The organism is Candidatus Binatia bacterium (genome assembly GCA_036493895.1).
GTDB lineage: Bacteria > Desulfobacterota > Binatia > UBA1149 > CAITLU01 > DATNBU01.
The window spans coordinates 1-23,882 of record DASXOZ010000068.1 but is presented as its reverse complement, the minus strand read 5'-3'; the positions used below and the strand labels follow the sequence as shown (position 1 = coordinate 23,882).

The 23,882-nt window shown below is 65.8% G+C and carries 16 protein-coding genes and 1 pseudogene; 11 read left to right on the top strand and 6 right to left on the bottom strand.

Features of this window, described 5'->3' with window-relative positions; genetic code table 11:
• Positions 1-130: 130 nt before the first annotated feature.
• Complete coding sequence (locus tag VGK20_15165; protein ID HEY2775381.1) at positions 131-403, bottom strand: hypothetical protein; 273 nt, start codon at positions 401-403, stop codon at positions 131-133.
• 220 nt (positions 404-623) lie between these two features.
• On the opposite strand from VGK20_15165, the gene VGK20_15160 reads away from it, so the two are divergent.
• Positions 624-1,406, top strand: a complete 783-nt coding sequence (locus tag VGK20_15160; GenBank protein HEY2775380.1) for a hypothetical protein — start codon at positions 624-626, stop codon at positions 1,404-1,406.
• An 83-nt stretch (positions 1,407-1,489) separates the two neighbouring features.
• On the opposite strand, the gene VGK20_15155 is transcribed toward VGK20_15160, so the two are convergent.
• Positions 1,490-3,346: a sialidase family protein gene (locus VGK20_15155; GenBank protein ID HEY2775379.1), complete on the bottom strand. Its 1,857-nt coding sequence runs from the start codon at positions 3,344-3,346 to the stop codon at positions 1,490-1,492.
• Between the two features lie 164 nt (positions 3,347-3,510).
• On the opposite strand from VGK20_15155, the gene VGK20_15150 reads away from it, so the two are divergent.
• The 4 genes from VGK20_15150 (at position 3,511) to VGK20_15135 (ending at position 8,042) form a co-directional block, all read left to right on the top strand.
• Complete coding sequence (locus tag VGK20_15150; protein ID HEY2775378.1) at positions 3,511-5,163, top strand: glycosyltransferase family 39 protein; 1,653 nt, start codon at positions 3,511-3,513, stop codon at positions 5,161-5,163.
• Between the two features lie 354 nt (positions 5,164-5,517).
• Positions 5,518-6,756 carry a hypothetical protein gene (locus tag VGK20_15145; protein HEY2775377.1) on the top strand — a complete coding sequence of 413 codons (1,239 nt, stop codon included), beginning with the start codon at positions 5,518-5,520 and terminating at the stop codon, positions 6,754-6,756.
• Between the two features lie 781 nt (positions 6,757-7,537).
• A complete protein-coding gene (locus VGK20_15140; protein ID HEY2775376.1) occupies positions 7,538-7,711 on the top strand; it encodes a hypothetical protein in 174 nt (57 codons plus the stop codon).
• Positions 7,712-7,727: 16 nt separating this feature from the next.
• Entirely contained in the window at positions 7,728-8,042 is a 315-nt protein-coding gene (locus VGK20_15135; GenBank protein HEY2775375.1) for a hypothetical protein, read from the top strand.
• A 126-nt stretch (positions 8,043-8,168) separates the two neighbouring features.
• On the opposite strand, the gene VGK20_15130 is transcribed toward VGK20_15135, so the two are convergent.
• Positions 8,169-8,336, bottom strand: a complete 168-nt coding sequence (locus tag VGK20_15130; GenBank protein HEY2775374.1) for a hypothetical protein — start codon at positions 8,334-8,336, stop codon at positions 8,169-8,171.
• Positions 8,337-8,613: 277 nt separating this feature from the next.
• On the opposite strand from VGK20_15130, the gene VGK20_15125 reads away from it, so the two are divergent.
• Positions 8,614-10,170, top strand: a complete 1,557-nt coding sequence (locus tag VGK20_15125; protein ID HEY2775373.1) for a sialate O-acetylesterase — start codon at positions 8,614-8,616, stop codon at positions 10,168-10,170.
• A 418-nt stretch (positions 10,171-10,588) separates the two neighbouring features.
• Positions 10,589-11,371 carry a hypothetical protein gene (locus VGK20_15120; GenBank protein HEY2775372.1) on the top strand — a complete coding sequence of 261 codons (783 nt, stop codon included), beginning with the start codon at positions 10,589-10,591 and terminating at the stop codon, positions 11,369-11,371.
• A gap of 56 nt (positions 11,372-11,427) precedes the next feature.
• On the opposite strand, the gene VGK20_15115 is transcribed toward VGK20_15120, so the two are convergent.
• Positions 11,428-17,529, bottom strand: a complete 6,102-nt coding sequence (locus VGK20_15115; protein ID HEY2775371.1) for an adenylate/guanylate cyclase domain-containing protein — start codon at positions 17,527-17,529, stop codon at positions 11,428-11,430.
• Positions 17,530-17,786: 257 nt separating this feature from the next.
• On the opposite strand from VGK20_15115, the gene VGK20_15110 reads away from it, so the two are divergent.
• Together VGK20_15110 and VGK20_15105 are read left to right on the top strand one after the other, a co-directional pair.
• Positions 17,787-18,341, top strand: coding sequence for a DUF4136 domain-containing protein (locus tag VGK20_15110; GenBank protein HEY2775370.1), 555 nt, complete (start codon positions 17,787-17,789; stop codon positions 18,339-18,341).
• Positions 18,342-18,437: 96 nt separating this feature from the next.
• The gene (locus VGK20_15105) at positions 18,438-19,487 is read left to right on the top strand and encodes an alpha/beta fold hydrolase (GenBank protein HEY2775369.1); all 1,050 of its coding nucleotides are present in this window, start codon (positions 18,438-18,440) and stop codon (positions 19,485-19,487) included.
• 49 nt (positions 19,488-19,536) lie between these two features.
• Here VGK20_15105 and VGK20_15100 read toward each other — a convergent pair.
• Positions 19,537-20,413, bottom strand: a pseudogene (locus tag VGK20_15100) (cytochrome B6).
• A 339-nt stretch (positions 20,414-20,752) separates the two neighbouring features.
• On the opposite strand from VGK20_15100, the gene VGK20_15095 reads away from it, so the two are divergent.
• Positions 20,753-22,159 carry a sulfatase gene (locus VGK20_15095; protein HEY2775368.1) on the top strand — a complete coding sequence of 469 codons (1,407 nt, stop codon included), beginning with the start codon at positions 20,753-20,755 and terminating at the stop codon, positions 22,157-22,159.
• Positions 22,122-22,874, top strand: a complete 753-nt coding sequence (locus VGK20_15090; protein ID HEY2775367.1) for a hypothetical protein — start codon at positions 22,122-22,124, stop codon at positions 22,872-22,874. The genes VGK20_15095 and VGK20_15090 overlap by 38 nt, the downstream gene beginning before the upstream one ends.
• Before the next feature lie 174 nt (positions 22,875-23,048).
• Here VGK20_15090 and VGK20_15085 read toward each other — a convergent pair.
• Positions 23,049-23,882: hypothetical protein (locus VGK20_15085; GenBank protein HEY2775366.1), on the bottom strand; the 834-nt coding region annotated here is incomplete at its 5' end.

Genomic DNA, 23,882 nt, shown 5'->3' with positions numbered 1-23,882 from the left:
CCTGGTGCTACGCGGGCAGGTCCGCTCACGACTGGCCCGAGCCCGTCGTTCTCTAGGTGCTGGGCCCACTCAAGGCGCGTTCTGCTGGTGCCGCCGAGCAGCGTCGCGGCGAGGGCAAAGCACATCCCCGTCAGGCCGAGGACCTCTTCCTGCGCAGGAACGCCGACCCGACGCCGAGGAGGATCGCGGCCACGATGTCGGTCTGGATCAGCATCCGCATCAGCGCCATGGGGTAGTGCGGTCGCAACTCGGGCGACGACAGCAGCTGCGGGAAATGCAGGCAGACCACCGCGCCGAACGCGAGAATCCCGCAGAAGGCGGACAGGACCCCGCTCCACCAGCCCGTACCGAACCCGGTGGGATCCTCATCGCCGAACAATGCGTTTATTCTCTCCTCGAGCATGGCCGCCCCCGTCTCGCTTCGCTGCTGGAGTCGGAAAGCTAGCTCAATCGGCCGGCGTCCGACAAGGCAATTACTCACGTATGGAGCGGGGTTCCTGGGGATCGCGCTCCTACCGCTATCTTCCTCTTCGAGTTCCACGCCACCGGGCTATGCGGACCTGGAGGCGACCTGGACCTGGCGATTGCGCTCCCGTTCTCAAACTGGGAAACCCGAGGCGCGGATGAACTACGACGAAGCATTCCACGCGACGCTTCGACCGCGATACGACCTGTTGTCCGTCGAGGAGATCCGGGCGGCCGAGCGAAGGCGCCAGGGCAGGTTGCTGCGCGACGATCCTGAGTGCTACGCGATGGTGGACGCTTTCAGGCTGCACCGCGCGCACACGGATGCATTCAAGCTCGCGATCGATGACCGCGGGCCCTTCGTAGTCAAGGGACAGACAGTCTGCGCCGTGGATCTGGGCGCCGGTGCCGGCAACGTTGCCGCAGCCCTGGTCGAGGCGTGGACAGCCGAGCCGCCCGTCAGGCTGGCATACCTCGGCGTCGAGCCGCACAGCCTGATGCGGCGACTCGGCATCGAGTTCCTGCGCGCCCTCGCGCCGCCGTGGCTGGATGTTGCATTCGCGGAAACTTGCGCGGGGCTGTCCATTCCGCGCGCCGATCACTATCTCGTGAGCCTCAACTACGTTCTGCACCAGCCCGGAGTCACCGAACGGGATCTGAAAGACTGGGCGTCGCTGGTCGCAGCAGTGTCTTCGATGGGCAGGACCTGTCTGCTCTGCGTCTCTCCGTCTTCGATCTCGCCTGCGTTCAATGAGCTGGATCGCGCAGAGGCGTTTCGTCGCGAGATGACGGCGGCCGGTCTCGTCTTCCAGCTTCATTCCACGAGCCATCGTATGGACCGGCGGATGCCGCGCGAAAACGAGCGTGGGTGGGTCGTGCAGCCGGCGCGCGGCGCCGACTGGCACAACGTGCGAATCGAGCGTTATGAATTTCCGCGCTGAGTTGCGATAGCGCGGATCTTGCCGTTCGCCGCCCGACGCCGCATCGCTATCGTCGGTCATGAACGCGCGACCGGCCGATGCGATCAGTCGCCGCTCGCCTGGAACGCGTCGCCGCTGTTGGTCGACGGTGCGCTGTACGTCGACTCCCAGCACGAGCCGTTGCCGGCCTGGAGCTGGGCGACGAGCGGCAATGCCAGCGCGTCGAGCGCAGGCATCGCGAGGTACGGACCGCTACCTTTCAGTGCGAGCTTGTCGCGCCCTGCGTTGGCCTTGAGATTGATCTTGTCGATGCCGCCCGGTGTGAGCTCGGGGTCGCCGTACCGGAGGCCACTCGACGCGGCCTTCCAGCAGGCTTTCGTGCGACACACTCCACCGGCAGGCGCGACGCTCGCGAGCAGTGCCGCAGCGTTTCCGTCGTAGACGCAGAACCGGTAGCTCGTGCCGCTCAGCACGTCGCCGGCCGAAGGGTCGCCGAACGCCGCAGGCCCGCCTGCGTCGGCGCCGTTCCACTTCCACAGGACCTCGTCATTGCCGTCGTCCACTGCGTTACGCAGCAGCAGACTGTTGCCGGGCTCGCCGAGCGAGGATGTGCATCCCGTCATCGGCAAGGTGGTGCACTCGATGTCTCTTCCGCGCGCGACGACGATGTCGAAATCGCCGATGGCTTTTCCGGAGACATCCGGGGTGTCCCAGACCGCGAGCCACGTGCCGGCGCCGTCGGTGGCGAGCTGCGGATCCGATTCGGAGCCGCGGTCGTGCGCCGCGTTCGTGTTGAGAGGCAACGGCAGCGACCACGTGGAGCCGAGATCGGTCGAGCGAGCGATGAGGATGTCGTCGTCACCGCCGCCGAAGTTTCCGGGCGTGGCGCCGTACCAGATCGCGATCCACGTGCCGAGACCGTCCGTGGTGACCTGCGGCTCGGCGTCATTCGCAGTATCTCTGGTGGCAGTCGAGTTGAGTGCGTGCGGCGCGCTCCAGTTCAGTCCGCCGTCGGTGGACGTGGCTGTCAGCGTGTCCTCATCGTTCCCGATCGTGCCGCCGAGCGAGTCGGTGGAGGTCCACACCGCGATCCAGTCGCCATGGCCGTCGGCGGCGACCCGCGGGAAGAAGTCGTCTCCGGAATCGCTCGCGGCATTCGTGTTGAGCGGTGACGGGGGAGTCCACGTTACACCAGCATCGTTCGAGCGCGAGACGAGGATGTCCGGGTCGGCACCGATCGTGCCGCCGAGAGAGTCTCTCGAAGTCCAGATCGTGAGCCAGGTACCCGCGCCGTCCGTCTCGATGTCCGGCTCGTTGTCGGCGCCGGTGTCCGTGGCTGCGTTGGAGTTGAGCGGCGAAGGTGGGCTCCACGTTACCCCGCCGTCGACAGATCGCGCGTACAGGATGTCATAGTCGCTGCCGATCGTACCGCCGAGCGTGTCATTCGAGGCCCAGGTAGCGATCCACGTTCCCGCGCCGTCGGTCGCAAGCTCCGGCTCGAGATCGTCTCCCGAATCGGTCGCGGCATCGGTGTTCAGCGGTGCGGGCACGCTCCACGTTGCGCCTGCATCGAGCGAGCGCGACGTAAACAGGTCGACGTCCGAGCCATCGAGAGCATCCTGTGCCTCCCACACCGCTACCCAGATGCCGGCGCCGTCGGTGGCCAGTTGCACGGCGCCGCCTCTCGTCGACGCGTCATTGATGGCCTCGAGAGGAGTCCAGGTTGCGCCGTTGTCGGACGAGCGTGAGACGGCCACACTGTTGGCAGCGCCGCTCCAGGCGACTACCCAGTGTCCCGCGCGGTCGGTCGCAATCTGCGGCGTGACGTCGATGGCCGTGTCGGCGGAGGCGTTGCTGTTGATGACGGACGGGGAACCGAAGGTCTGCGCGGTGGCTCGAGGCGCGGCGGCCAGGCACGCGAGCAGGCCGACTCCGGCCACGATGGTGCTCCCGCGCAGCATGCAATTGCCTACTACGCCGGGAAACAACGAGTCAAGACGCAGCGCGCTCGGTGGTGGTACCGCCAGCTCGCGAGCAGATTGTGCTGGCCACTACGCGCCCCTCCCGATATGGAAATCGCGCGCAAAGCCGAGGCGTTCCCGCACGCCATTCGTAGGAACTCTCCATGGATCCGGACGCACAAAAAGGAACGCCCGATATCCTGCGGCAGTCGAACCCGCGAAGGCTCGACTGGCGTGACGCCGCTTGTGCGGCCCTGATCGCGATTGCTGTCCTGGCGGGCGCGAGCCAGCGGGTGATCCCGGGAGTCGTCGGCGTATTTGACGACGACGCCGTCTACTCCATCACCGCCAGGGCTATCGCGAGCGGCGATGGCTACACGCTGACGAATCTTCCCGGTCATCCCGCGCAGACCAAGTATCCGGTACTGTACCCGGCGTTTCTTTCGTTGGCAGCGATGGCGTCGTCCTCTCGCGACGAACAACTGGTGTTGATGCAAGCGATGACGATTGCGCTTTCGGCGATCGGCCTCGCGATGGCTTACCTGTACGTCGTGCATTTTCGTATCGGTCACCGCGCAGCTGCCGTCGGCGCGGGCCTGATCGTCGCTTCATCGCCCAACGTTCTCTTCTATTGCTGTCAGACTCTTTCAGAAATGCCGTTTCTGGTGGCGCTCGTTGCGGCACTTTGGGCCACAGAATCGAGACTGCGCTCGTCCGACTCGTCGGCGACGCGCGACCTTGCCTGCGGAATCGCGCTCGGGCTCCCGTTTCTGTGTCGTCTGGCCGGCGTGGCCATACCTGTTGCCGCAGTCCTGGCAATGATGCGCCGCCAGAAGTCGGTGCGATTCGTAGCCGCCGGTGCAGCCATGGTCATGGTTCCGTGGTGCCTCTGGGCGGTTTTTGCCGGCAGCGCAGGCCACGACAGCATCCTGGGCTACCATACCGACTACATCGAGTGGTGGCGCAACAACGGGTCGATGTTTGTCCCCGTAGAGAATCTTCTGAAGTCAGGCGTCGCTTTCCCGTCGATCGCGTTCGAGGCGGCGACCCGGTGGCTGTATGGCCGAATCGATTCCCCTCAGTGGTTATTGTTTTCGGTCGGGATACTGCCGTGGATGGTTGTCGCCGTTCGAGCCCGCAAATTGGAGTTGCTGCCGGTCACGCTGCTTGCCTATCTTGCTCTCGTTTGCTTCTGGCCCTGGCCGCCCGATCGTTTCCTGGTTCCAATCCTGCCGTTCCTGGTCGCAATGCTCATCGAGACGGTGTTCCAGTTCGTTTCGCTCCGTACTTCGGCACGCGCCGGCCGACTCGCACTGGCAACGACGATTGCGATGGTGGTCTCGCTCAACGGCTGGATGGTCCTGCAATACTCCAGCGTGAGCCGTCAATCGCACTATCCGTATTTTACGATGCCCGATGCGCCTGTTGCGTGGAGTGACTATCAATCCGCCTTTGAATGGCTGTCGCAACACACTCGCCCTGGCGAAGTAGTGGCGGCCGGCTTGGACACGATGACAGCGCTATACAGCGATCGTCCGACGATCCGCCCCTTCGTGCCTCATGCTCTCTCGCTGTACTACGGCGCCTCCGATCCGCCGCTCGGAACCGCCGGCGAGATGGACGATACGCTGGCAAAGTATGGCGCGCGATATCTGCTGCTGACGCCACTGCCTTCGTATCCCATGGAAGGCGCATTCTTTGATCTGGTGTATGCGGCTACGGATGAGACTTCATCGATATTGCGGCCGGTATGGCAATCGAAGAACGACCCGCGCTTCGCGATCTTCGAGGTCGCGGCGAAACCGCGGGTCCCCTGAAATGGAGTTTGCGTGTTCGGCGAGGAATTGCGCGCTGAGCGATTGAGCGACGTCGCATTCTCTATCGGCGGCGACACCGGTGGCGCGACGGAACGGTCCGGGGCATGTGGCCCGGCCAGCGGGTCCCATGCCCCGCCGATGGCGCGCTCCTGGGACAAAACCCGAGGAAAACCGGGGCCTTCGTGATGGCCTGACGATTGCATTGAGAAAGGCCGGCAAGCGCCTCTCGAAACGCGCCTTGCCGGGAGATCAAGCTCAATGCGATCGAACCGTTTCCTGTCGTCCCTGTCGCGTGTCGTTGTTGCCGCTCTTGCCTTGTCCGTTCTCGCGCCGGTCGCGGCTCAGGCGGAGAAGGTGAAAACGAAGACGGCACTGACGAGCACCGGCGTCGTGCCCGGCGCCGGCGGTGTCGCGCGACTCATCGTCAGGACTTCGACCCGCGGAGGGTTCGGTGTGCAGGCATCGTCGCTCGCGCCTTCGTCGAGCTACGACGTGCTGGTCGGTGGCATCAAAGTCGCGACATTGCCTTCCGATGACACGGGCTACGGCCGCGTTCGGTTCAGCACCGGCAAAGTCGGTGAGAACCTGGTGCTCGGCTTCGACCCGCGCGGCGAAGCGATCGAAATTCGGGGCGCGACCGGCGACGACGTGCTCGTCGGCCACGTGGCGGCGCCCGCCGGCAGCGAGACCGACAAGGCGTGCTGCATTCCAGGCGGCGAGCACACCGAGTGCGAAGACCGCACGCCCGCCGACTGCACCGCGCTCGGCGGCACTTCGAGCGCGGCCGGTTCCTGCTTTCCCGATCCGTGCGGCAGCGCGCGCCCGCCCGCCGCCAGCGTCGTCTGCTGCGTACCCGACAACTCCGGCCCTCTGTGCGAGGACCGCAGCCAGGCCGATTGCCTGACAGCCGGCGGGTCGGTCGTGCAGGCGGATTCGTGTGCAAGCGACCCGTGCAACGCCGCGCCGCCCTCTCCCGACGATCACGTGCAATGCTGCGTGGCGGCCTACTACGTGTGGGCCTGCGAGGATCATACGGTTGCCGAGTGCGAGCAGCTCGGCGGTCTCGACAAGGGGCCCGGCAGCTGTTCACCGAATCCTTGCGGAGACGTTCCGCCGTCGATCGCCCACGGCATTTGCTGCCTGCCCAGTCCGGCCGGCGACGAGGTCGAGTGCGAAGACTTCAATGCAACCGACTGCACGGCTGCCGGCGGCGTTGCCAAGGGCACCGGCGGCGCGTGCGACGCGACGACGTGCGCCGATGTGCCTCCACCGAATCCCGACGTGATGTGCTGCGTGCAGCCGCCGCTCAGCGGAGAGGTCGAGTGCGAATCGCAGACGGTGTCCGACTGTGCGGCCGCCGGCGGCTTCAACAAGGGTGCAGGCGTGTGCGCGATCGATACGTGTGCCGATGTCGTTCCGGTCGAGACCGGCGTCATGTGCTGCGAGCCCAACGGCGGCAATAACGAAATCCGATGCGAGAACCATACTCTGGCGCGCTGCCTGGCGGACGGCGGAACGAGCCTCGGCGACGGAAGCTGTCCTGCGGTTGATCCGTGCCTTCAGCCCAGCGGCAGCAATAGCGGCGCCAACTGAGCTCGTTCCGCTGGAACAGTGGAAACGAGCGGGGGCCAGCGAAGAGGCAGGCGACGGGCGCGCAACTCGTCGCTTCGCCCATCACCTGCGTGCCTGATCTTGATCAGTACTTCGCGCTGAACGGTGTGCCGGTGTCCTTGCCGGTCTGAGCCGGCGCGAAGGGAGTCGGCCACCAGGTGCTTCGTCAAAAGCGCGAACTACGCACGCGCGCGTTCTCATTCCTCGGAACAGGCCTCGCTTCATCCATTGAGTACGGCGCCAAGGCGCTGCAGGCGGGCACGAGCCTTTCGTTGCTTGCGGGCGCGCAGCGGCCGCATAAGTCGCACGCGGGCCCTGCGCGGCAGCCAGTAAGAGCCCGCATAGGCCTGTCTGCCGGGGCGTGATCGCCTCTGACCCAGCGTGTCCTCGTGTCAGCGTTCCCATGGCTCGCTATATGCAGTGCATGTCCCGAGCGAGAGGGCGCCGGGGTCGGCCCGCCATCAGTAGAGGGGACTCGTATGAAACGATCACTTGCCGCGGCTCTAATCATGGTTGGCCTGCTCGCGTATGCCGACGTCGGCAGTGCGAAGGGCGGCAAGCCGGGGGGCGCCGTCTGCAACGTCAACCGAAGTTGCGCCAGCAACGTCTGTATCCGGCAGAATCCGCCCGACAAGTTTGGCACGTGCTGCGCGGCCCAGACCTGCGCGGCGATAGGAGCCCAGTGCGGCACTCCGGACAACGGTTGCGGCCTGCCCATCGACTGCGGCGTTTGCGACGTCGGAAGCCAGTGCGTCAGCTTCCAGTGTCAACCGATTCCGACCACGACCACTACAAGCACGACGACGACTACGACGACGACAACCACTACAACCACCACGACGAGCACGACCACCACGACAACCACGAGCACGACGACTACGACGCTGCCGGCCGGTTGGACCTGCAGTGGGAAGTATTACGGGGACGGGTTCTGTGACTGCGGATGCGGCATCGTGGATCCCGATTGTGCGGATGCTACCGTCGCCAATTGCGCGTACTGCAATGATGTCGGCAGTTGCGCGTCCATTGCGTGCCCTGCGAACATCGATCCTGCCGACAACTCCAAGTGCGCGGTGCCGGGCGCATGGACCTGCGACCCGGGTTTCTACGCGGACGGCTTCTGCGACTGCGGATGCGGCATCGTGGATCCCGATTGTGCGGATGCTACCGTCGCCAGCTGCCAGTATTGCGACGACGCAGGTAGTTGTGGGACGGGTGTCTGTCCCGCGAACATCGATTCTGCCGACAACTCGAAGTGCACGCCGTAATCCTCGCACTCGCACACTCGCGAGAATGAACAGTGATGACGCCAAGGCGCGACCCGCGACACGCGCGGGCCGCGCCTTGGCGGAACGGTCGAACGGGGTAAGGAGCGGCGGGTGTCCGCCGCCCGGTCACGGACTGTAGAAGGGTTGCAGGCGCATGAGGTAACTGCCCAGGACCATCCAGTGCACGGCGAGCAGCATGAGCGCGATGCCGAGGACGAAAAACACCCCTGACGCTGCCGAGTGCGAGACATGGTAGCTGGGGTAGCTGGATCGATGCGCGAGGTACCTGTTCATCGGAACCTCCTTCGGGATCGATGTTCGACCCCGCTGCCGGCGCGCGGATATGTCCGGCGCTTTTCAATCTGAAGCTAACTCCCGGCGGCAGGGTGTCAACAGCGATTCCCGGCTGTCCGTTTCGGAGTCGCGTTGATCGCGGAGACCGGGGAATGCTGGTGCGAGGCCGAGCTCCACCGCTTGTGCGGCGAGCTGCTGGAATCGCTGGGCAACGGACACGGCAGCGGCTCGCGCTTCGAGGCTTGCGTGGCGGCGGTCGGGCCTCTACTGTCCAGCCGTGCATCGTCTCCGCTTCGCGGTTGTGGTGTTCGCCGCGCTCGCCGCGTTTCCGGCGCACGCCGCGATCAGCTTCAAGGCTGAATCCGGCAACCGTCCGGAGATCTTCGGCAGCGGAATGGTCCTGCAGCGAGGCAAGACGGTTCCGATCTGGGGCAAGGCGATCCCCTCCGTTCCGGTGCGCGCCGAGTTCATCGACCGTTCGATGGCGCCAGGGCTCCAGATCCTCCAGTCGCGCAGCACGACTTCGAACGCCTCCGGCCGCTGGGTGGTACGCTTCGACGATCTCCCCGTTGGAGGTCCGTACGAAATCGCCTTTTACGAGGATGCTGCCACGTCGCCGTCCGTCGTGCTTTCTGACGTCCTGGTCGGCGACGTGTGGCTGCTCAGCGGCCAGTCGAACATGGTGATTCGCGGACCGAAGGGCGACGATGCGGCGCTGTACCCGGGGATTCGTGCGATGACGATCCTGCGCTGGGGACAGCGACCGTCGGGCGCAGCGTTCTATTTTGGTGCCGAGCTCACGGACCATCTCAGCATCCCGATCGGCCTCGTCAACCGCGCGCAATCCGATACGGCGCTCGGCCACTGGCTGCCTCCCGAGACTGCGGGCGACAGCGATTCCGTCGTGCAGTCGCTGTTCACGGGCTGCGGCGGCGAAATCATCAATCGCTGTCTCTACTACGAGCAGAACATTCGTCCGCTCGAACGGCCGGTGGAACCCGGAGAGCCGCGCGAGGCAATGGCGCTTCGTGGAGTGGTGTGGTGGCAGGGCGAAAAAGGGATCGACCGGATGACTCCCGGCGACTATGCGCACCTGTTTCCGGCGATGATGCGCGCGTGGCGCTCCAATTTCGGCCAGCCCGACTTGCCGTTCGTCTATCACGAGCTGCCGTCGGGGACGGGCCTTCGCTGGACCGATTTGGCGGCAAGAGAACTTCCGCTGACCAACCCGCTCACCGACTGGCAGGCGCAGCAGCACGCGATGTTCTTCCGAACGCTTGCGGTCCCGCGCACGTCGGTGATGACGTCGATCGATCTCAAGTCCGGCACGCATCCGCAACAGTTTGACCTGTACGGACGCCGGCTCGGCGACGCGGCGCTCGGAACGACGTACGCAGTTCGAGGCGAGATCGGCGCATTCCCGTATTCCGGGCCGATCTACGAATCGGCGGCCCTCGAAGCCGTGCCGGGAGGGCCGAGCCAGGTGAGGATCCGGTTTCGCGAGAATACTGCAGACGGCTTGAAAATCGGGCCCGCCACGGCGAGTGCCGCGGCGCCGCTCCACGGCTTCGCGGTCTGCTGCAATACTGCCGGCGGCTTCGTGTTTGCCGATGCGCACATCGAAAACGACAACGAAGTCGTCGTCTCGCATCCGGACGTCGCGACACCGACTGTCGTCAACTACGCGATCGGCCACAATCCGACGTGGGCCAACCTCTTCAACGGGAACGATTTCGGCGCGGCGCCGTTCTCGACGGCGCTCGCACCATTTGTGGATCAGGATCCGGACGCCGACGGATTCTGGGAGCCGGGGGCATACACGGAGGGGCCGTGACACACGCGCCGGCCGGGTGGCGGTGACGAGGCTGCTGCCCGGCGCTGGAATCCAGTTGCCGCGACCCGGACACCGAAGTTTTCGACCCGACACCGAGCGTATCCACGAAGCATTCGAGAAATCCGCGCGGCGATGCTCGGGGGACGACGAATGCCAGCGTCTCCTCGATATCGTTGGAGGGGCGGACTGCGCTGAGGTCGCGCGGGGTCGCGTCGTTTCCGCCTGCCGCGCTTGACTCGGTGCGACAAACCCTCAGGGGAACCTGGTGCGGTCGATCCTACTTGCGCTTTTCCAGGTGGCACTGATCGCTGCCGTAGCTCGTGCCGAGTCAGTCTTGGTCGACCCGGGACAGCAGCCGGCCGTCACCGAAGAGCGGTCGGGCGCGTCCGTGGAGCAGCCGGCCGCTACTGACGAACGGTTGGACGCGTCGGTGGAGCAGCCGAACCTCGTCAAGCAGGCAAACGCGCCGGTCTCGACCATCCTTCAACTGCGGATCCAGGACACGTACCTGCCGGAATTCGACAAGCTGCACGGCGACGGCAACGTGACATCGATCGCCGTGACGATGCCTCTGCCTCAGTACCGTCTGCTTCCGATTCGCCAACTCTCGCTGCTGGCGGCTCCCGTGGCCGTGACGACGCCGGACGACACGACGCATTTCGGAGACCTGCAGTTCACCGATCTCGGCATCATGGAGACCGACAGGGGTTTCATCTGGGGCGCCGGGGCCTCGTTCGTGTTTCCGTCAGCGAGCTCGCACGAGACGGGTCAGGGGAAGTGGCAGGCGGGGCCTGCCGCGGTGGCGGCCTATGCGCCGCGCAACTGGTTGCTCGGCCTGCTGCTGCAGAACCCGATCTCGTTTGCCGGCGACGGCGATCGCAAGGACGCGAACGCACTGCTCGTGCGACCTTTCCTTACGCTGCAACTGGGAAAGGGCTGGTTCGTCCGCTCCCAACCCGTCATTTTCATCGACTGGGAGAATCACGGCGAAGTGGTACCGATCGATCTTGGATTCGGTCGCGTTTTCCAGATCGGCTCGCAGTACGTCAATCTCTTCGTCGAGCCTTTCTGGAATGCGGTGGACTATGGGCCGGCACCAAAGTACGGAATCACCGTCGGGCTGTCCCTGCTGTATCCAAACTTCTGGGGTACGAGCCACGCTCGGGTCGCATCGGGCGAAGGCACAGATCACGGCCGGTGATACGCGCAGGATGTTCGTAGTGGAGTCGAGTTGCGCCCGGGCACCTGCCCCGGTCGCTAATTGCGAGCCAGGGCCGAAGGGCTCGCGATGCGAGCGCTCCCCGGATCGGTCCGCAACTCGTCGAAGCGTGCAAGCGCCGCATCCGCGTCGACGGTCTCGAAGAACTCGAAGTGACTGATGCGTCCGCTGTCCACGAGCATGAGCACGAGATAGTCGCTCTGGTACGCGCCGCCATCTCCAGGGACCATTCCAATGCGGCGCGTATGGAATACACCTCCGTTCGCGGCAGTGGCGAGCCAGAAGCTGCCCGCCGCAAACTGCAAATCCGGCGCGAGGCTCCAGAGCGCAGTCACGGCCGCGAGGTACGCCTGGGAGCCTTCGAGGTGTCCGATGCCATCGTGTCGGTGGTCCTCGACAACGAGGTTTGCCGCGTGCGCGTCATGCAGCAGGTCGCGATCCTTGGCGTTCCACGCATCAATCAGCCGGCCGAGCGCCGTCGTGATCGACTCCACCGACGGATCGATCGCCGCCCAGCGCTTCCAGGCCTCACGCTGAGCGTCGCGCCAGACGTCGTTATCGAACAGGACAATTGCCGTCAGGCGTCCTGCCTCATCGGCCTCTTGCACCGAGAGATATTCGATCTCGAAGCGACCGTCCGGCGGACCGCCGGACCACAGCAGGTTCTGTAGAATGACGCGCTCACCGGCGGCGCCGACGATGCGCATTTCCGGGCGCGCACCGATGGCAACACGTTCGCGCGCCGACGCGATCAGCAGCTCGCTGTCGCCCGAGATGAGCGCGAGGCGCCGTCGATCGTCGAACACCATGGCGGGAGCGCAAAGCGCGCGCATCGCGCTCCAGTCGCCGGTCGCGAATGCGACGTCGAAGGTTGCTCGCCACCGCTCCATCATTTCGGAGGCCGCATTGCCCTTCCGTAACGCTGCGGTCCACTCGCCCGCAGACGAGGCTTCGCTCGGTGTGCGAATAGCCCGCGACGCCACATTCGCGAACGGGTGCTCCGTCGGGGCGCTGGTCGCGCGCAGCTCTGCGAGGCGCGCGCCCTTGGACCGTATCATCTCGTCGAAATGAGCAAGCGCTTCGACCTCCTGTTCCGCCTCGAACGTATTGCAGCTCGAAATGATGCCGTCGGCTCCGAATTCGAAAAGCAGGCAAAGTGGGTTCTCGAATGCGCCGCCGCTCTGTCGGGAAGTGCCGAAGTAGGTCGAACGGATGAGCGCCGTGTCGGGCTCCAGCGCGAGCACGTCGTCGGTCCGGGCGCTGAACCCGGTAGTGAGCACCGCCTGCTGACGCCAGTGCTGCATGAACTCTTCGCGGTTTTGCGCGCTCCACGTGCTGAACACGCGATGGTCTACGTTCGTACTTGACGGGGCTAAACTTGCCTCCATGTGGTCCAGGTCGATTGGTCCGCCAAAGATGGCACTGCGGGCGATCCCGAGTGCACGCGAGCGCTCGGGTCCCTCAGGCTCGCGCTCCGCATACAACTCATACAGCCGGGTGATCGCCTGGCCGAGACGATCGGGAGCAAACACCTCGTGCCGCACGACGATCCCGTTCTCATCGACCTCGGCCACCAGGATTGTGTGGTTCTCGTATTCCCCCACGTCGAAGCGCTGTCCGTGAGCACCACTCGCATGAATGCGGCGGCGGCCAAGCATGAGCGGACCGAGTATCGCGAGCGGTTCGACGTTGTAGCTCACGTCGTCGGAGCGCAGCAATCGAACGATCGACGCGGTGGCCTCCGCCTTTCCGTAGGTCGATCCGGTCGGATGATCGATCTCCACGAACGAATCGTGGACGAGATGGTCGAGACCCGAAGCGTCCCTCCGTTCGACAACGGCTGAGATCCGGTCAGTCGCAACAGTAGCAGCGTTTGGCCGCACGCGACGCCGTACGGCGCGCGGCGGCCAGCCCGTCGTGATCTCGTCGAAGCGAGCCCGCGCCTCGGCCTCGCACTCCGCTTCGAACAGCTCGCCGCCAATGCTGCGGCCGTCGGGTGCGAATGTGAGGACGCAGCAGGTGCGGTTTTCGAAAGCCCCGCCGCTGTCGCGACCGGTACCGAAGGCGGTCACGCGGACGAGCAGCGCATCGAGTGTGCAGGCGAGAACGTCTTCGAAGCGCTGCGCAACGTCCGGCGCAAGGTCACGCTGAAGCCGCCAGTGCTTCACGAACTCATTCGGGTCTCGCGCGGACCACGTCGCAAGAGGCCGGTGATCGATGAAGCGGAAGCCTGGAGACAATTCGCTGGCGAGGCGATCGGGGTTGAAAGGTCCGTCGTAAGCGGCGACGGACCGCGCGACCTGCGCCGCGCGATTACGTGCAGGTCCGTCGGGCTGCAGCTCGGCGTAGCGCTCATACAGACACACGATCGCTTCGCCGAGCTTGTCTTCTCCGAAAATGTAGATCCGTCTCGCCCGACCCGCTTCGTCGGCGTTGATGACCTCGATGTATGGCACGTCTGTCGCACCGATTGTTGCGGTGCCGACAGTCGAGCCGGTGGACGTGCTACGAACTCGGCAGACGAGAAGCGACTCTCCGAGCGTCGCCAGCGGTTCGTACGGCAACGTGGCGGTCTCGGATTCTACTATCCGCAGCCGCATCAGTTCACGCACGCCGTCGTAGCCATAACTGCGTGCGTGCAGATGGTCGATGACCTCGACATCGGAGCGGTACACGGTGTCGAGCGCCTGCACGTCGGCAGCGGCAATTGCCGATGCGATACGGTCGCGGTTCTGAACGGCAAAGTTGCGGGTGAATCGGCGGCCCGACCGGGCGGTATTCGCCACGGCCGTGGGCGGCTGCGCGGCCGCGGTTGCAATAGTGGGACCGGCCGAAACAGCCGGGCGCGGCGCACGCTCGGCGAGCAGCGTCGCACCCTTGGCATCCCAGAGTTCCCTGGCGCGCCGCTCCTCGGCGTCTGCTTCGGCATCGCGACCTGCAGCGCGAAGTGCTGCCGCAAGCGCAAGGCGTGCGTCGGCGTGATCGAGTAGCGCATCCGTTGCCGAAGCGAGCTCGACTGCCGCGGTTGCGAGCTCCACTGCCGCGTCATGTTCGCCCCGTCGCGCGAGCGCCTCGGCGCGCACGCCGCGCCATGCGATCGCAGCCTTCAGGTCGTCGCCCGCCAGCAGCTCGCTCTCATAAGAGAGTGCTTCGGCTTCCGCGTCTCGATTCTGCGCCAGCAGCGCCCGTGCGAGCAGCGCCGATGCCTGTGCCGCGCCGATTCCGAGGCCAAGATCGCGCAGCCCTTCGTAGGCGCCGCGAAGGTTGCGCTCGGCGGCCGGCGCATCGCCTTCGAGAAGCTCGACGAGGCCGGCGGACACGTCGGCTTCGAGCACGCGCTGCGTGATACCGAGCTCTTCGACCATTTTATGGGCCGACGTGATCATGCGGCGTGCGGCCTCGGTCCGGCCGCGCAGCGCCTCGAGCACGCCCTGGCACGACAGCGCGACCGCTTCCACGGCCGGTGCGCCCTGCGTGATGCGCAGAACGCGCACGACGTCGAGACAGCGGCCGCTCGCGCGCGTGACCGGGCTCGGTCCCCAGAGCGCGGCGATCGGAGCGATTGCGAGGACGGTGTTCGCGCGGCGCCTGTCGCCGGCTCCGCGCGCGGCCGCCAGAGCACGATCGAGCGCGCCCTCGCAGCTCCCGACTTTGCCGAGTCGTGCGAGTGCGAGTGCGTGAACGAAGTGTGCTTTGGCCTCACCGGCCGAATCGCCGAGCGAGGCGAGCTCCTTCGAGGCGGCGGAGACGGAGCCCGCGACGTCCTGCAGTCCTTGCGGTGAGGTCAGCACCGTCAGCTGCCCGGTGAAGCAGACATGCCAGGCGGAAAGTCGCCTGATCGCAGTCGTTTCGTCGGCGGTCGTCAGATCCGCGGCGCGCGGCGTGGTAAATCGGCTCAACTCTGCGATGGCAGTCTTTGCCTGGGCGACGTCTCCGGCGCTGAGCAGTGCTTCGCACCAGTCGAGCGCGAGCTCGGCGCGCGCCGTGTCGCCCGCGTCGAGACGTGCAATGGCTCTTCCAAGCAGGTTCGCCGCCAGCGGTACGTCGTCGCCGCCAAGCGCTCGCCGACCCGCGGCCGCGAGGCGGTTCGCGGCCCGCTCGCCGAGCATTCTGGTCTTCTGATCCTGCTGGCCGAGCTCGGACAGAAGCCGGTGCGCCTGTTCGAGATGGTGGCCGACGGTTTCGTCGTGCTCGGGCGCATCGCGCACCTTTGCTTCGATCCACTCGGCAAGCTGCGCGTGCAGCTCCGCGCGCTTGCCCTTGAGCAGGCGCCGATAAGCCGCATCGCGGATCAACACATGATGGAAGCGCAGCACCGGCTCGCCGAGGAACCATCCCGTGTCGGGCTCGATCAGCTCGGTGCGGCGCAGCGTCTCCAGGCGTGCGTCGAGCTCACTCCCACTCAGGCCGAGAAGCGCGCAGACTGCGCTTCGCGAGAAGTGCCGGCCGACCACGGACGCGTGCTCGAGAACCGTGCGCTCTTCGGGACGCAGGCGTTCGATACGCGCAGCGAGAAGCGCATGGATGGTCGGCGGCATCTCCAGCGCCGCGAGGTTTGCGCCGATGATCCAGCGGTCGCCCTGGCGCTCGAGCGCACCCTCGTCCACGAGCATGCGTACGAGCTCGCCGACAAACAGCGGATTGCCCTCCGTTGTGGAGAGCACTTTGGCAACCACGGTCGCCGGCAGGTCACTGGCGCCGATGACGCTGGCCGCAAGCTGCATCGCCGCACCCGCATCGAGACCGACGAGCGTAATGACGTCGGAGACGATCCCGCCGCGTGTGACCAGCGACGACCGCAGGTCGCGCAGCTCCGGCCGTGCGCCGATGAGCACGAGCAACGGCACGCCGCTGCCCCACTGCACGAGGTGCTCGACGAGATCGAGAAGCAGCGGCTCGGCCCAGTGCAGGTCGTCGATCACGAGGACGACGGGCCTGTTCTGAGCGAGCCCGGTCAGGAAGCGCCGGATGACGAAGAACGTTTCTTCCGGCGACGCCGGAGATCCGACCAGCAGCGCCGCGATCCCGGAGGCTATTCGCAGCCGTTCGGCATCGCTCGTCGGGATTGCGGCCTCGACGGCGCTGCGCAGCGTGCCGGCGCTGTCCGTGGCGTCACCCGACTCGACGAGGCCCGCGCCGAGAAGCTCGCGAAGTGCACCGGCGATCGGAGCGAATGTCTTCCCGCCGGCGGCATCGCACTGCGCGAAGACGGCGGTCGCATTGTCGCCAAGTGAGCTCGTGATCTCGGCGATCAGGCGCGACTTCCCGAGCCCCGGCGAGCCCAGCAGCACGGCAAGCCGCGCGGCGGGCTGGGCGACCGCCGCATCGAAGATCGCAGTGATCCTCCCCATTTCCATGCTGCGTCCGACGAACGCGGCGGTTGCGACGCGGCTCGGCCGTTCGAGCGATACCAGGCGGTAGGCCTTGACCTGTTCGGCCCGACCCCTGAGTGTGAAGCTGCCGAGCGGCTCCAGGGTCACATGCGCGGCAACCAGGCGGCGCGTCGTTTCACCGACCACGACGTCGCCGGCCCGCGCTTCCTGCTGGAGGCGCGCCGCAACGTTGACCGGATCGCCGAGCACGTCTGCATTGTCGGTGCCGACGACGACCTCGCCGGTATTGATCGCGACGCGGAGGTCGATGTCGGCGTGCTCGCGCGCGAGTTGCCGGAACGCCTGCTGCATTGCAGTGCCTGCGTGTACCGCGCGAATCGCATCGTCTTCGGCGACGTGCGGTACACCGAACGCTGCCATCACGCCGTCACCGAGAAGCTTGACGAGCGTGCCACCGTGCGCATCGATGGCCGCGCGCATGGCGGCATAGTAGCTTTCCATGAACGAGCGCACCGACTCCGGATCGAGGCGCTCGTGCAGCGCGGTCGAACCCGCGAGATCGGCGAAGAGAATCGTGACGATTTTGCGCGCGTCCGACTGTGGCGCCGCCGACGGTGCGTCGCGAGCGATCGATGGCGTCGGCTGCCTGGAGGGTGCGCCCAGCGGCGTCCCGCACTCGTTGCAGAATCGCGAGCCGGGCGGAGGCGTTACGCCGCAGCCAGGGCATGCGACCGTGAGCTTTGCCCCACAATGATTGCAGAAACCGGATCCTGCCGGTGGTTCGTGGCCGCACTGCGCGCAGCTCATCGTGTAATCCAGCTCATGTACGTCAGGCCCCGCAGTGCCGTCGCCTCATGGAGCGGCATCGATGCCGTCACTGGACCCGATGCCGGGAATAGCGCCGGGCGAATCGATGCGCATGACTAACAGACGGCCCGTCCTGTGGCGAGCCATCGCAGGATTCGCCGCTGCCGGGGAGCCGAGGCCTGACACACCGCGCGCCGTCTTCCTGCCGTGCCGGAGCCGATTGCTCGGGTAGTCGCAAGCGTATAGCTCGTGCCGGCATGAAGGCACTCGGCACGATTTTCGTTTCGTTGTTCACGGCGCTGGCCGTGGTCGCATGTTCCACCGTCGACGTGACGACCGATTACGACCACTCCGCGGCGTTCGGAACCTACAGGACGTATTCGCTCGCGCCGGGTCCCGACTCGCGGGACCTTCCGATCTACTGCGAGATGGCGCTTCGCAAGGTGGTCCACGACCGGCTCGCGGAGCGCGGAGTTGCGGAGGCGACGGGCCCGGACGCCGACCTCGCGATCGTCTGGCACGTTTTCCTCACGGACCGGACCTCGGCTCGGGAGATGGCAGAGCAGCGTTCCGGAGGCAGGTGGGATTACGCCTACGGTTTCTACACGTCGTGGACCGGCGCGCCGAACAACTATTCAAACGCTACGCCGTATCCTGACGGCACGCTGCTTCTCGATGTCGTCGACATGCGCACGAAGAGGCTGGTCTTTCGCGGAACGGGAACGGCCGTAGCGATGGGCCCCGAAAGCGGGGCGCGCAACATCGAGAAGGCCGTAACGAAGATGGTTGCGGCCCTCCCGGCGACGCACTGAGTTTGGAGTCGAAGTGGCGCCGGACCGCTGCCACCGACATAAGAATCGCCGGCAGCAGCCGCGCACGCCTTCGAGGGCGCGGCGCTGCAGGGACGGATGTCGCATATCGACCAGCTCAGCTGCTACAGCGGTGTAGACCGCAACTGGCACGACGGGATTCTCGCTGCCTGTCCCGTGCTGCGCGCAGGCTTCGAGCCGTCGCCATGGGTGCGCAACTCGCACGTGCAGAACCTGCTGACCACGCTGCGCGGCGACACTGCCGCGCGGCTGCGCTGGGATCTCGAAGAACGCCTTACGATGCCCGACGGCGGCACCGTGTCGATCCAGTGGCTCGGCCTCGCCGAGCCTGCACGGACGCCTGTGCTGGTCGTGCTCCACACGATCACCGGCAGCGGCGACGGGCTGCGCCGCTTCATCTCGTCGATTCGCGCGCGCCTTGGCTGGGTCGTCGCGGCCTGCAATCGGCGAGGCCACGCCGGCCTCGAGCTCACTTCGCCGAAGATCAACACGATGGGCCCGAGCGAGGATCTGCGGCGGCAGATCCTCGCGATCGAGGCGCGACGCCCTTCCGCGCCGCTCTATGGCGTCGGGGTGTCGGCAGGCTCGGGCCTTCTCGTGCGCTACCTCGGCGAGGAAGGCGGCCGTTCGCGTCTTCGCGCGGCGGTCGCACTCTGCCCGGCCTACGACATCCGCGACGCGTTCCAATTCGTGGATCCGAGGTACGACCGCTACCTGACGCGCAAGCTCGTGCGGTTCTTCCTCGCGAGGAACCGACAGGTGCTCGGACCAGTCGGCGGATACGAAGAATGTGCGGCCGCGACGACCATGGCGGAGTTCCACGACCGCCTCTATCCGCTCGCAGGCTTCGAGAGCCGCGAGGCATTCTACGTCGGCTGCAATCCGATGGAGGTCGCGCGCGACGTCGTCGCGCCGGTGCTGGTGATCAATTCGGCCGACGACCCTGTCTGCGTCGAGCGCAACGTCCACCGGCACCTCGGCGAGATGCAGAAGCTGCCACGGATCACGCTGGCCCTGACCCGGCGCGGCGGACACTGCGGGTTTTTCGAGACGCTCGGCGCCGTGGAATCGTGGGCGGATCGGGCGATCGCCGAGTATCTGGGCGCGGCGGATCGAATGCTCGGTTGAGCAGCCGACCTTCGATGGATGCCGTCGGGCGGCCGCATAGGAAGGGCTGCTAGAGCACGCGCAGGAAGGCGACCAGGTCCTTCTTCTCCTGTGCACTCAGCTTCAGCCCGAGCACGAGATTGAAGAACTCTACCGTGTCGTCCAGCGTCAGGGGTCGCCCATCGTGCAGATACGGCGGCGAATCCTTGACGCCTCGCAGTGGGAACGTCTTGATCGGCCCATCGGTAGAGGCGGTCAGGCCGTTGAGCGTCCGGTCCGTGTAGAAACGTTCTACCTGCAAGTTGTGCATTGAGTTGTCGGTGTAGTAAGGCGGCGCATGGCAGGTCGCGCACTGCGCCTTGCCGAAGAACAGCGCCTCGCCGCTCCTCTCGCTCGGCGTGGTCTTCGCGGAATCGAGCGTGCCCATCACGGTGAGCTTCGGTGCCGGCGGGAAGTCGAGGAGGTCCTGGAACTCGGCCATGAAGTGCACCTGGCTCCCGCGCTCGAGAATGTTGACGCCCTTGCGCTGGGCCTGTACCGGATCGCCGTCGAAATACGCGGCGCGCTGTTCGAACTCGGTGAAGTCCTCGACGCTCCTCATTGCCCGTTGCGAGCCGAAGAGCCGCTGGATGTTTACGCCGAGCAGCGAGGGCGTGTCGATGCGGTGCCGATGCTCGTTCGGGCGGATGTCACCGACCGTGTGCGTCGCAGCATCGGTATGGCCGTTGGCGTGGCAGTCAAAGCAGGCTGAACAAATCGTAGTGGTTGGCGAGTGTCACCAGCTTTCCGTGCGAGACGTCGCCGAGATCCAGCCGCGTCGTCAGGTAGATGGGCGCCGGGAACTCGGGCAGGAAGTGCTGCGGGACATCGAAGTCCAGGTCGAAGCGCGTCAGGTCACGATCGGTCTGGGCCTTGGTCTCGTCGATCAGCGCCTTCGGAAAGACCAGAACTTCTCGCCCGCGTCGTAAGGCGCTCCGCAGCTCCCGCAGGCAAGCGGCAGCGCCGCACCGCACTCCGCGCAAAACTTGCGACCCTCTCGGTTGTCGTGACTGCAGGACGGGCAATTCATGGTCGAAGACCCGGGATCATATGATGCCGTACGAGGTAAACACGAGCGGGCAGGCCCAGGTCCCGGGGGCAATCGGCTCGTGAAGCCGCTTGACGAAGTCGTGGCCAGGCAGGCTGGTTCGCCGACCCGACGTCGAGTCATACGAAGCTCGACGCGACGTCTCCGCCGGGCGCCGCCCGGCTTGCGGCCCGGCCGCGCCAATGACAAGAGCGCCGACGTGCTCACGTCCGCGCGTCCGCTCTTTCTCTCGTTGTCGTTGTCCCTGCTGTTCGCGGTCGAAGCGCTGGCCCAGGCGCCGTCTGCGCAGATCTCCCCGCCTGCCTCCACGGGACGCGTCCAGCCGGAGTCGCTGCTGCTGATCACGATGGACACGACGCGGCCCGATCACCTGCAGCCGTACGGAGCCACCAACGTCGAAACGCCCGGGCTGCAGGCGCTCGCCGACAGCGGCGTGGTGTTCGATCATGCGTATTCGGTCGCGCCCATCACCCTTCCTGCGCACACATCGATTCACACCGGACTTTACCCGCCGCAGACCGGCGTGAGGAACAACGGCATTCACTACGTTCCTGCAGAGGTGACGACACTGGCCGAGCGCCTGCGTGCAGCCGGGTTTCACACGGGCGCGTTCGTTTCTGCCTCCGTGCTCGACCATCGCTACGGGCTGAACCAGGGCTTCGAAGTCTACGACGACGATCTTTCTTCCGGCCGCGAGCGTCATCCGCGCATGGTTCCCGATCGGCCGGCCGAATCCACGGTCACCGCCGCGAGCGCGTGGCTCGACAAGCTTGCCGACGGCGACCGCTATTTCCTGTGGGTCCACCTCTACGATCCGCATGCGACGTATTCGCCGCCGTCGCCGTACCGTGATCGCTACCAGGACCACCTGTACGACGGCGAGATCGCGTACATGGATTCGCAGATCGCACGTTTGCTCGCACATCCGAGGATCGCCGCCGGACGCGGGGTCGCTGTGATCGTGCTGGCGGATCACGGCGAGAGTCTCGGTGAGCACGGCGAGCAGACTCACGGCATCCTGGCGTATGACTCGACGCTGCACGTTCCGCTGATCATGCGCCTGCCAGGGTCGAAGGCCGGCACGCGCGTTGCGCAGAACGTGAGCCAGGTCGATCTGGTTCCGACCGTGATCGACCTGTTCCACCTGTCCGGCGACCCGGGTCTGCCGGGACGCAGTCTGCTGCCGCTCGTCCAGGGCGCCGGTCCCGCGCAATCCGCGTACGCCGAGACCTATCTGCCGTTCTACACGTACGGCTGGGCCAAGCTGCGAGTGCTGCGGCAGGAGCGATGGAAATACATCGACGGTCCGGCGCCCGAGCTCTACGACATCATGCGCGACCCGCGGGAGCTTTCCAATCAGCTCAAGGAGCAGCCCGGCATCGCCCACGACATGCAGCGCGATTTCCAGACACTGCTCTCGTCGATGAGCTCGCCCGAACGAGAGGAGAAGCTTCCCATCGACACCGCCGCTGCTGCTGTCGCCGCAAATCGCCGCGGCCCATCACGTCGAAGGCATCTCGGTTTCTGTCGCCTCGCGCGACAGCGTCGCCGGTTCGGTCAACATTCACGTGACCGAGGCCACCATCGGTACCGGCGCGATTCATGACCACGCAAATATCCATTGGGGCGACGCCGTCACTGAGAACTGGCCGTGGACCTCGCACACCGGATCTGGACCGGTCCTGTACAAGGTTTCCGTTTCCCACACTTACCCGAACCTTGCCGAACGCACCATCGACGTCCTTTCCGATTGCTGCACCACGAATTCCTTGTCCGCCTCTGCGACGGTGGACGTACGGTTCGGCTGCTCGGCGGCGCCGCTGACCGGCTGCCTCGATACGACATCGGCATCGTTGCTGGTCAAGAACAGCACCGATACGTCGAAGAACCAGATCCAGTGGAAGTGGTCGAAGGGTGCGGCGACGGTGCCGGCAGATCTCGGGGATCCGACTACCACGATGCCGTATTACTTCTGCATCTACTCACCGGGGAACGCCGGTCCGGGGCACCTGGTCTCGGAAGCGAAAGTCTCTCCGAGCGCCACCAATTGGGCCTTGGCCGGGACGACCGGCTTCAAGTACAAGGACAAAACCGGCGCGCAAGGCGGTGTGACCGGCATGTCGCTCAAGACCGGTCTTGACGGGAAGGCCAGCGTTCAGGTCAAGTCCAAGGGCGCGAGCATCGCCATGCCGATGCTGCCGCTCACCGAGCCGGTGATCGCCCAGCTTCAGAACAACGGCAACAAGTGCTGGACCCACACGTTCACCGATCCTGCGGCCAAGAACGACGGGTTCACGTTCCAGGACAAGGAAGCTCCCTGAACCGTAACGAGCGCCGACAAAGGTCATAAGCAAAAGGGAGGTTCCGCAAGGGACCTCCCTTTTTCGGGTAGTGTCGCAGTTAGAGCCCGCGTAGCCGACACGACCACTCAAAAAAAAGACGGTGCACGGTGGCATCTGCCGCCGTGCACCGTCCTTCGTGGATCAGGTCGTCGCCTACTTGCTCAGGTTTGCCTGAACCGTCGCCGAACCCGTGACCGACAGCGTGCAGGTGGCAGCCGTGCCCGTGCATGATCCCGACCAGTTCACCAGGTGCAGACCCGGATCGGGCAGAACCGACAGCGTGACCATGGTCCCGGGAACCACCTTCGCCGAACACGTGCTGCCGCAGCTGATGCCGGCCGGGGTGCTCGTGATGAGGCCCTTTCCACCGCTCGTCTTCACGGCAAGCGACGCGGTGCTGGTGCTCGTCGTTCCGCCGCCGCCGCCACCACCACCGCCGCCACCGCCACCGCCGCCCGCCGTGGTCTGGGTGTTGAACGTGGCATTCGCGCTGGTGGCCCCGCTGACCGCGACCGTGCAGGTCGAAGCTGCTCCGGAGCACGCTCCGGTCCACCCGGCAAATACGCTGCCGCTGTTGGCCTGCGCAGTCAGCGTCACGAGCGTGCCCGCGACGTATGGCGAGACGCATTTGTTGCCGCAGCTCAGGACCTTGTCGCTGGAGTTGACGTTGCCGCCGCCGGTTCCGGTCTTGGTAACGGTGAGCGAGTCTTCCTGCACGTTGACCGCGCTCATCTGCGTGCTGACGAGAGCTCCGAGCTCGCCGGCGCCGGGTGCGGTGCAGGTGCCGTCGGCGCAGAGTGCCTCATGCGTGGCGGGATCATACGCTCCCGTGTACTCGTAGGTCTCGATGCGGCGAATCACCGAGCGCGTGGTCGGCTGCAGGTTGCGGCCGTTGCGCTTGCGCGAGCGTTTGCTGTTGGTTCCCACGGGTTCGGTCTGGATCACGTCCCAGTTGCTTTCGAGCTGGGCCGCATCCATCGGCACGAC

Bases quoted from the DNA above. Each gene is read 5' to 3' on its own strand.
- VGK20_15130 (HEY2775374.1), bottom strand. From the start codon at position 8,336: ATGAACAGGTACCTCGCGCATCGATCCAGCTACCCCAGCTACCATGTC.
- VGK20_15105 (HEY2775369.1), top strand. From the start codon at position 18,438: ATGTCGCATATCGACCAGCTCAGCTGCTACAGCGGTGTAGACCGCAAC.
- VGK20_15115 (HEY2775371.1), bottom strand. From the start codon at position 17,529: ATGAGCTGCGCGCAGTGCGGCCACGAACCACCGGCAGGATCCGGTTTC.
- VGK20_15160 (HEY2775380.1), top strand. From the start codon at position 624: ATGAACTACGACGAAGCATTCCACGCGACGCTTCGACCGCGATACGAC.
- VGK20_15110 (HEY2775370.1), top strand. From the start codon at position 17,787: ATGAAGGCACTCGGCACGATTTTCGTTTCGTTGTTCACGGCGCTGGCC.
- VGK20_15155 (HEY2775379.1), bottom strand. From the start codon at position 3,346: ATGCTGCGCGGGAGCACCATCGTGGCCGGAGTCGGCCTGCTCGCGTGC.
- VGK20_15165 (HEY2775381.1), bottom strand. From the start codon at position 403: ATGCTCGAGGAGAGAATAAACGCATTGTTCGGCGATGAGGATCCCACC.
- VGK20_15150 (HEY2775378.1), top strand. From the start codon at position 3,511: ATGGATCCGGACGCACAAAAAGGAACGCCCGATATCCTGCGGCAGTCG.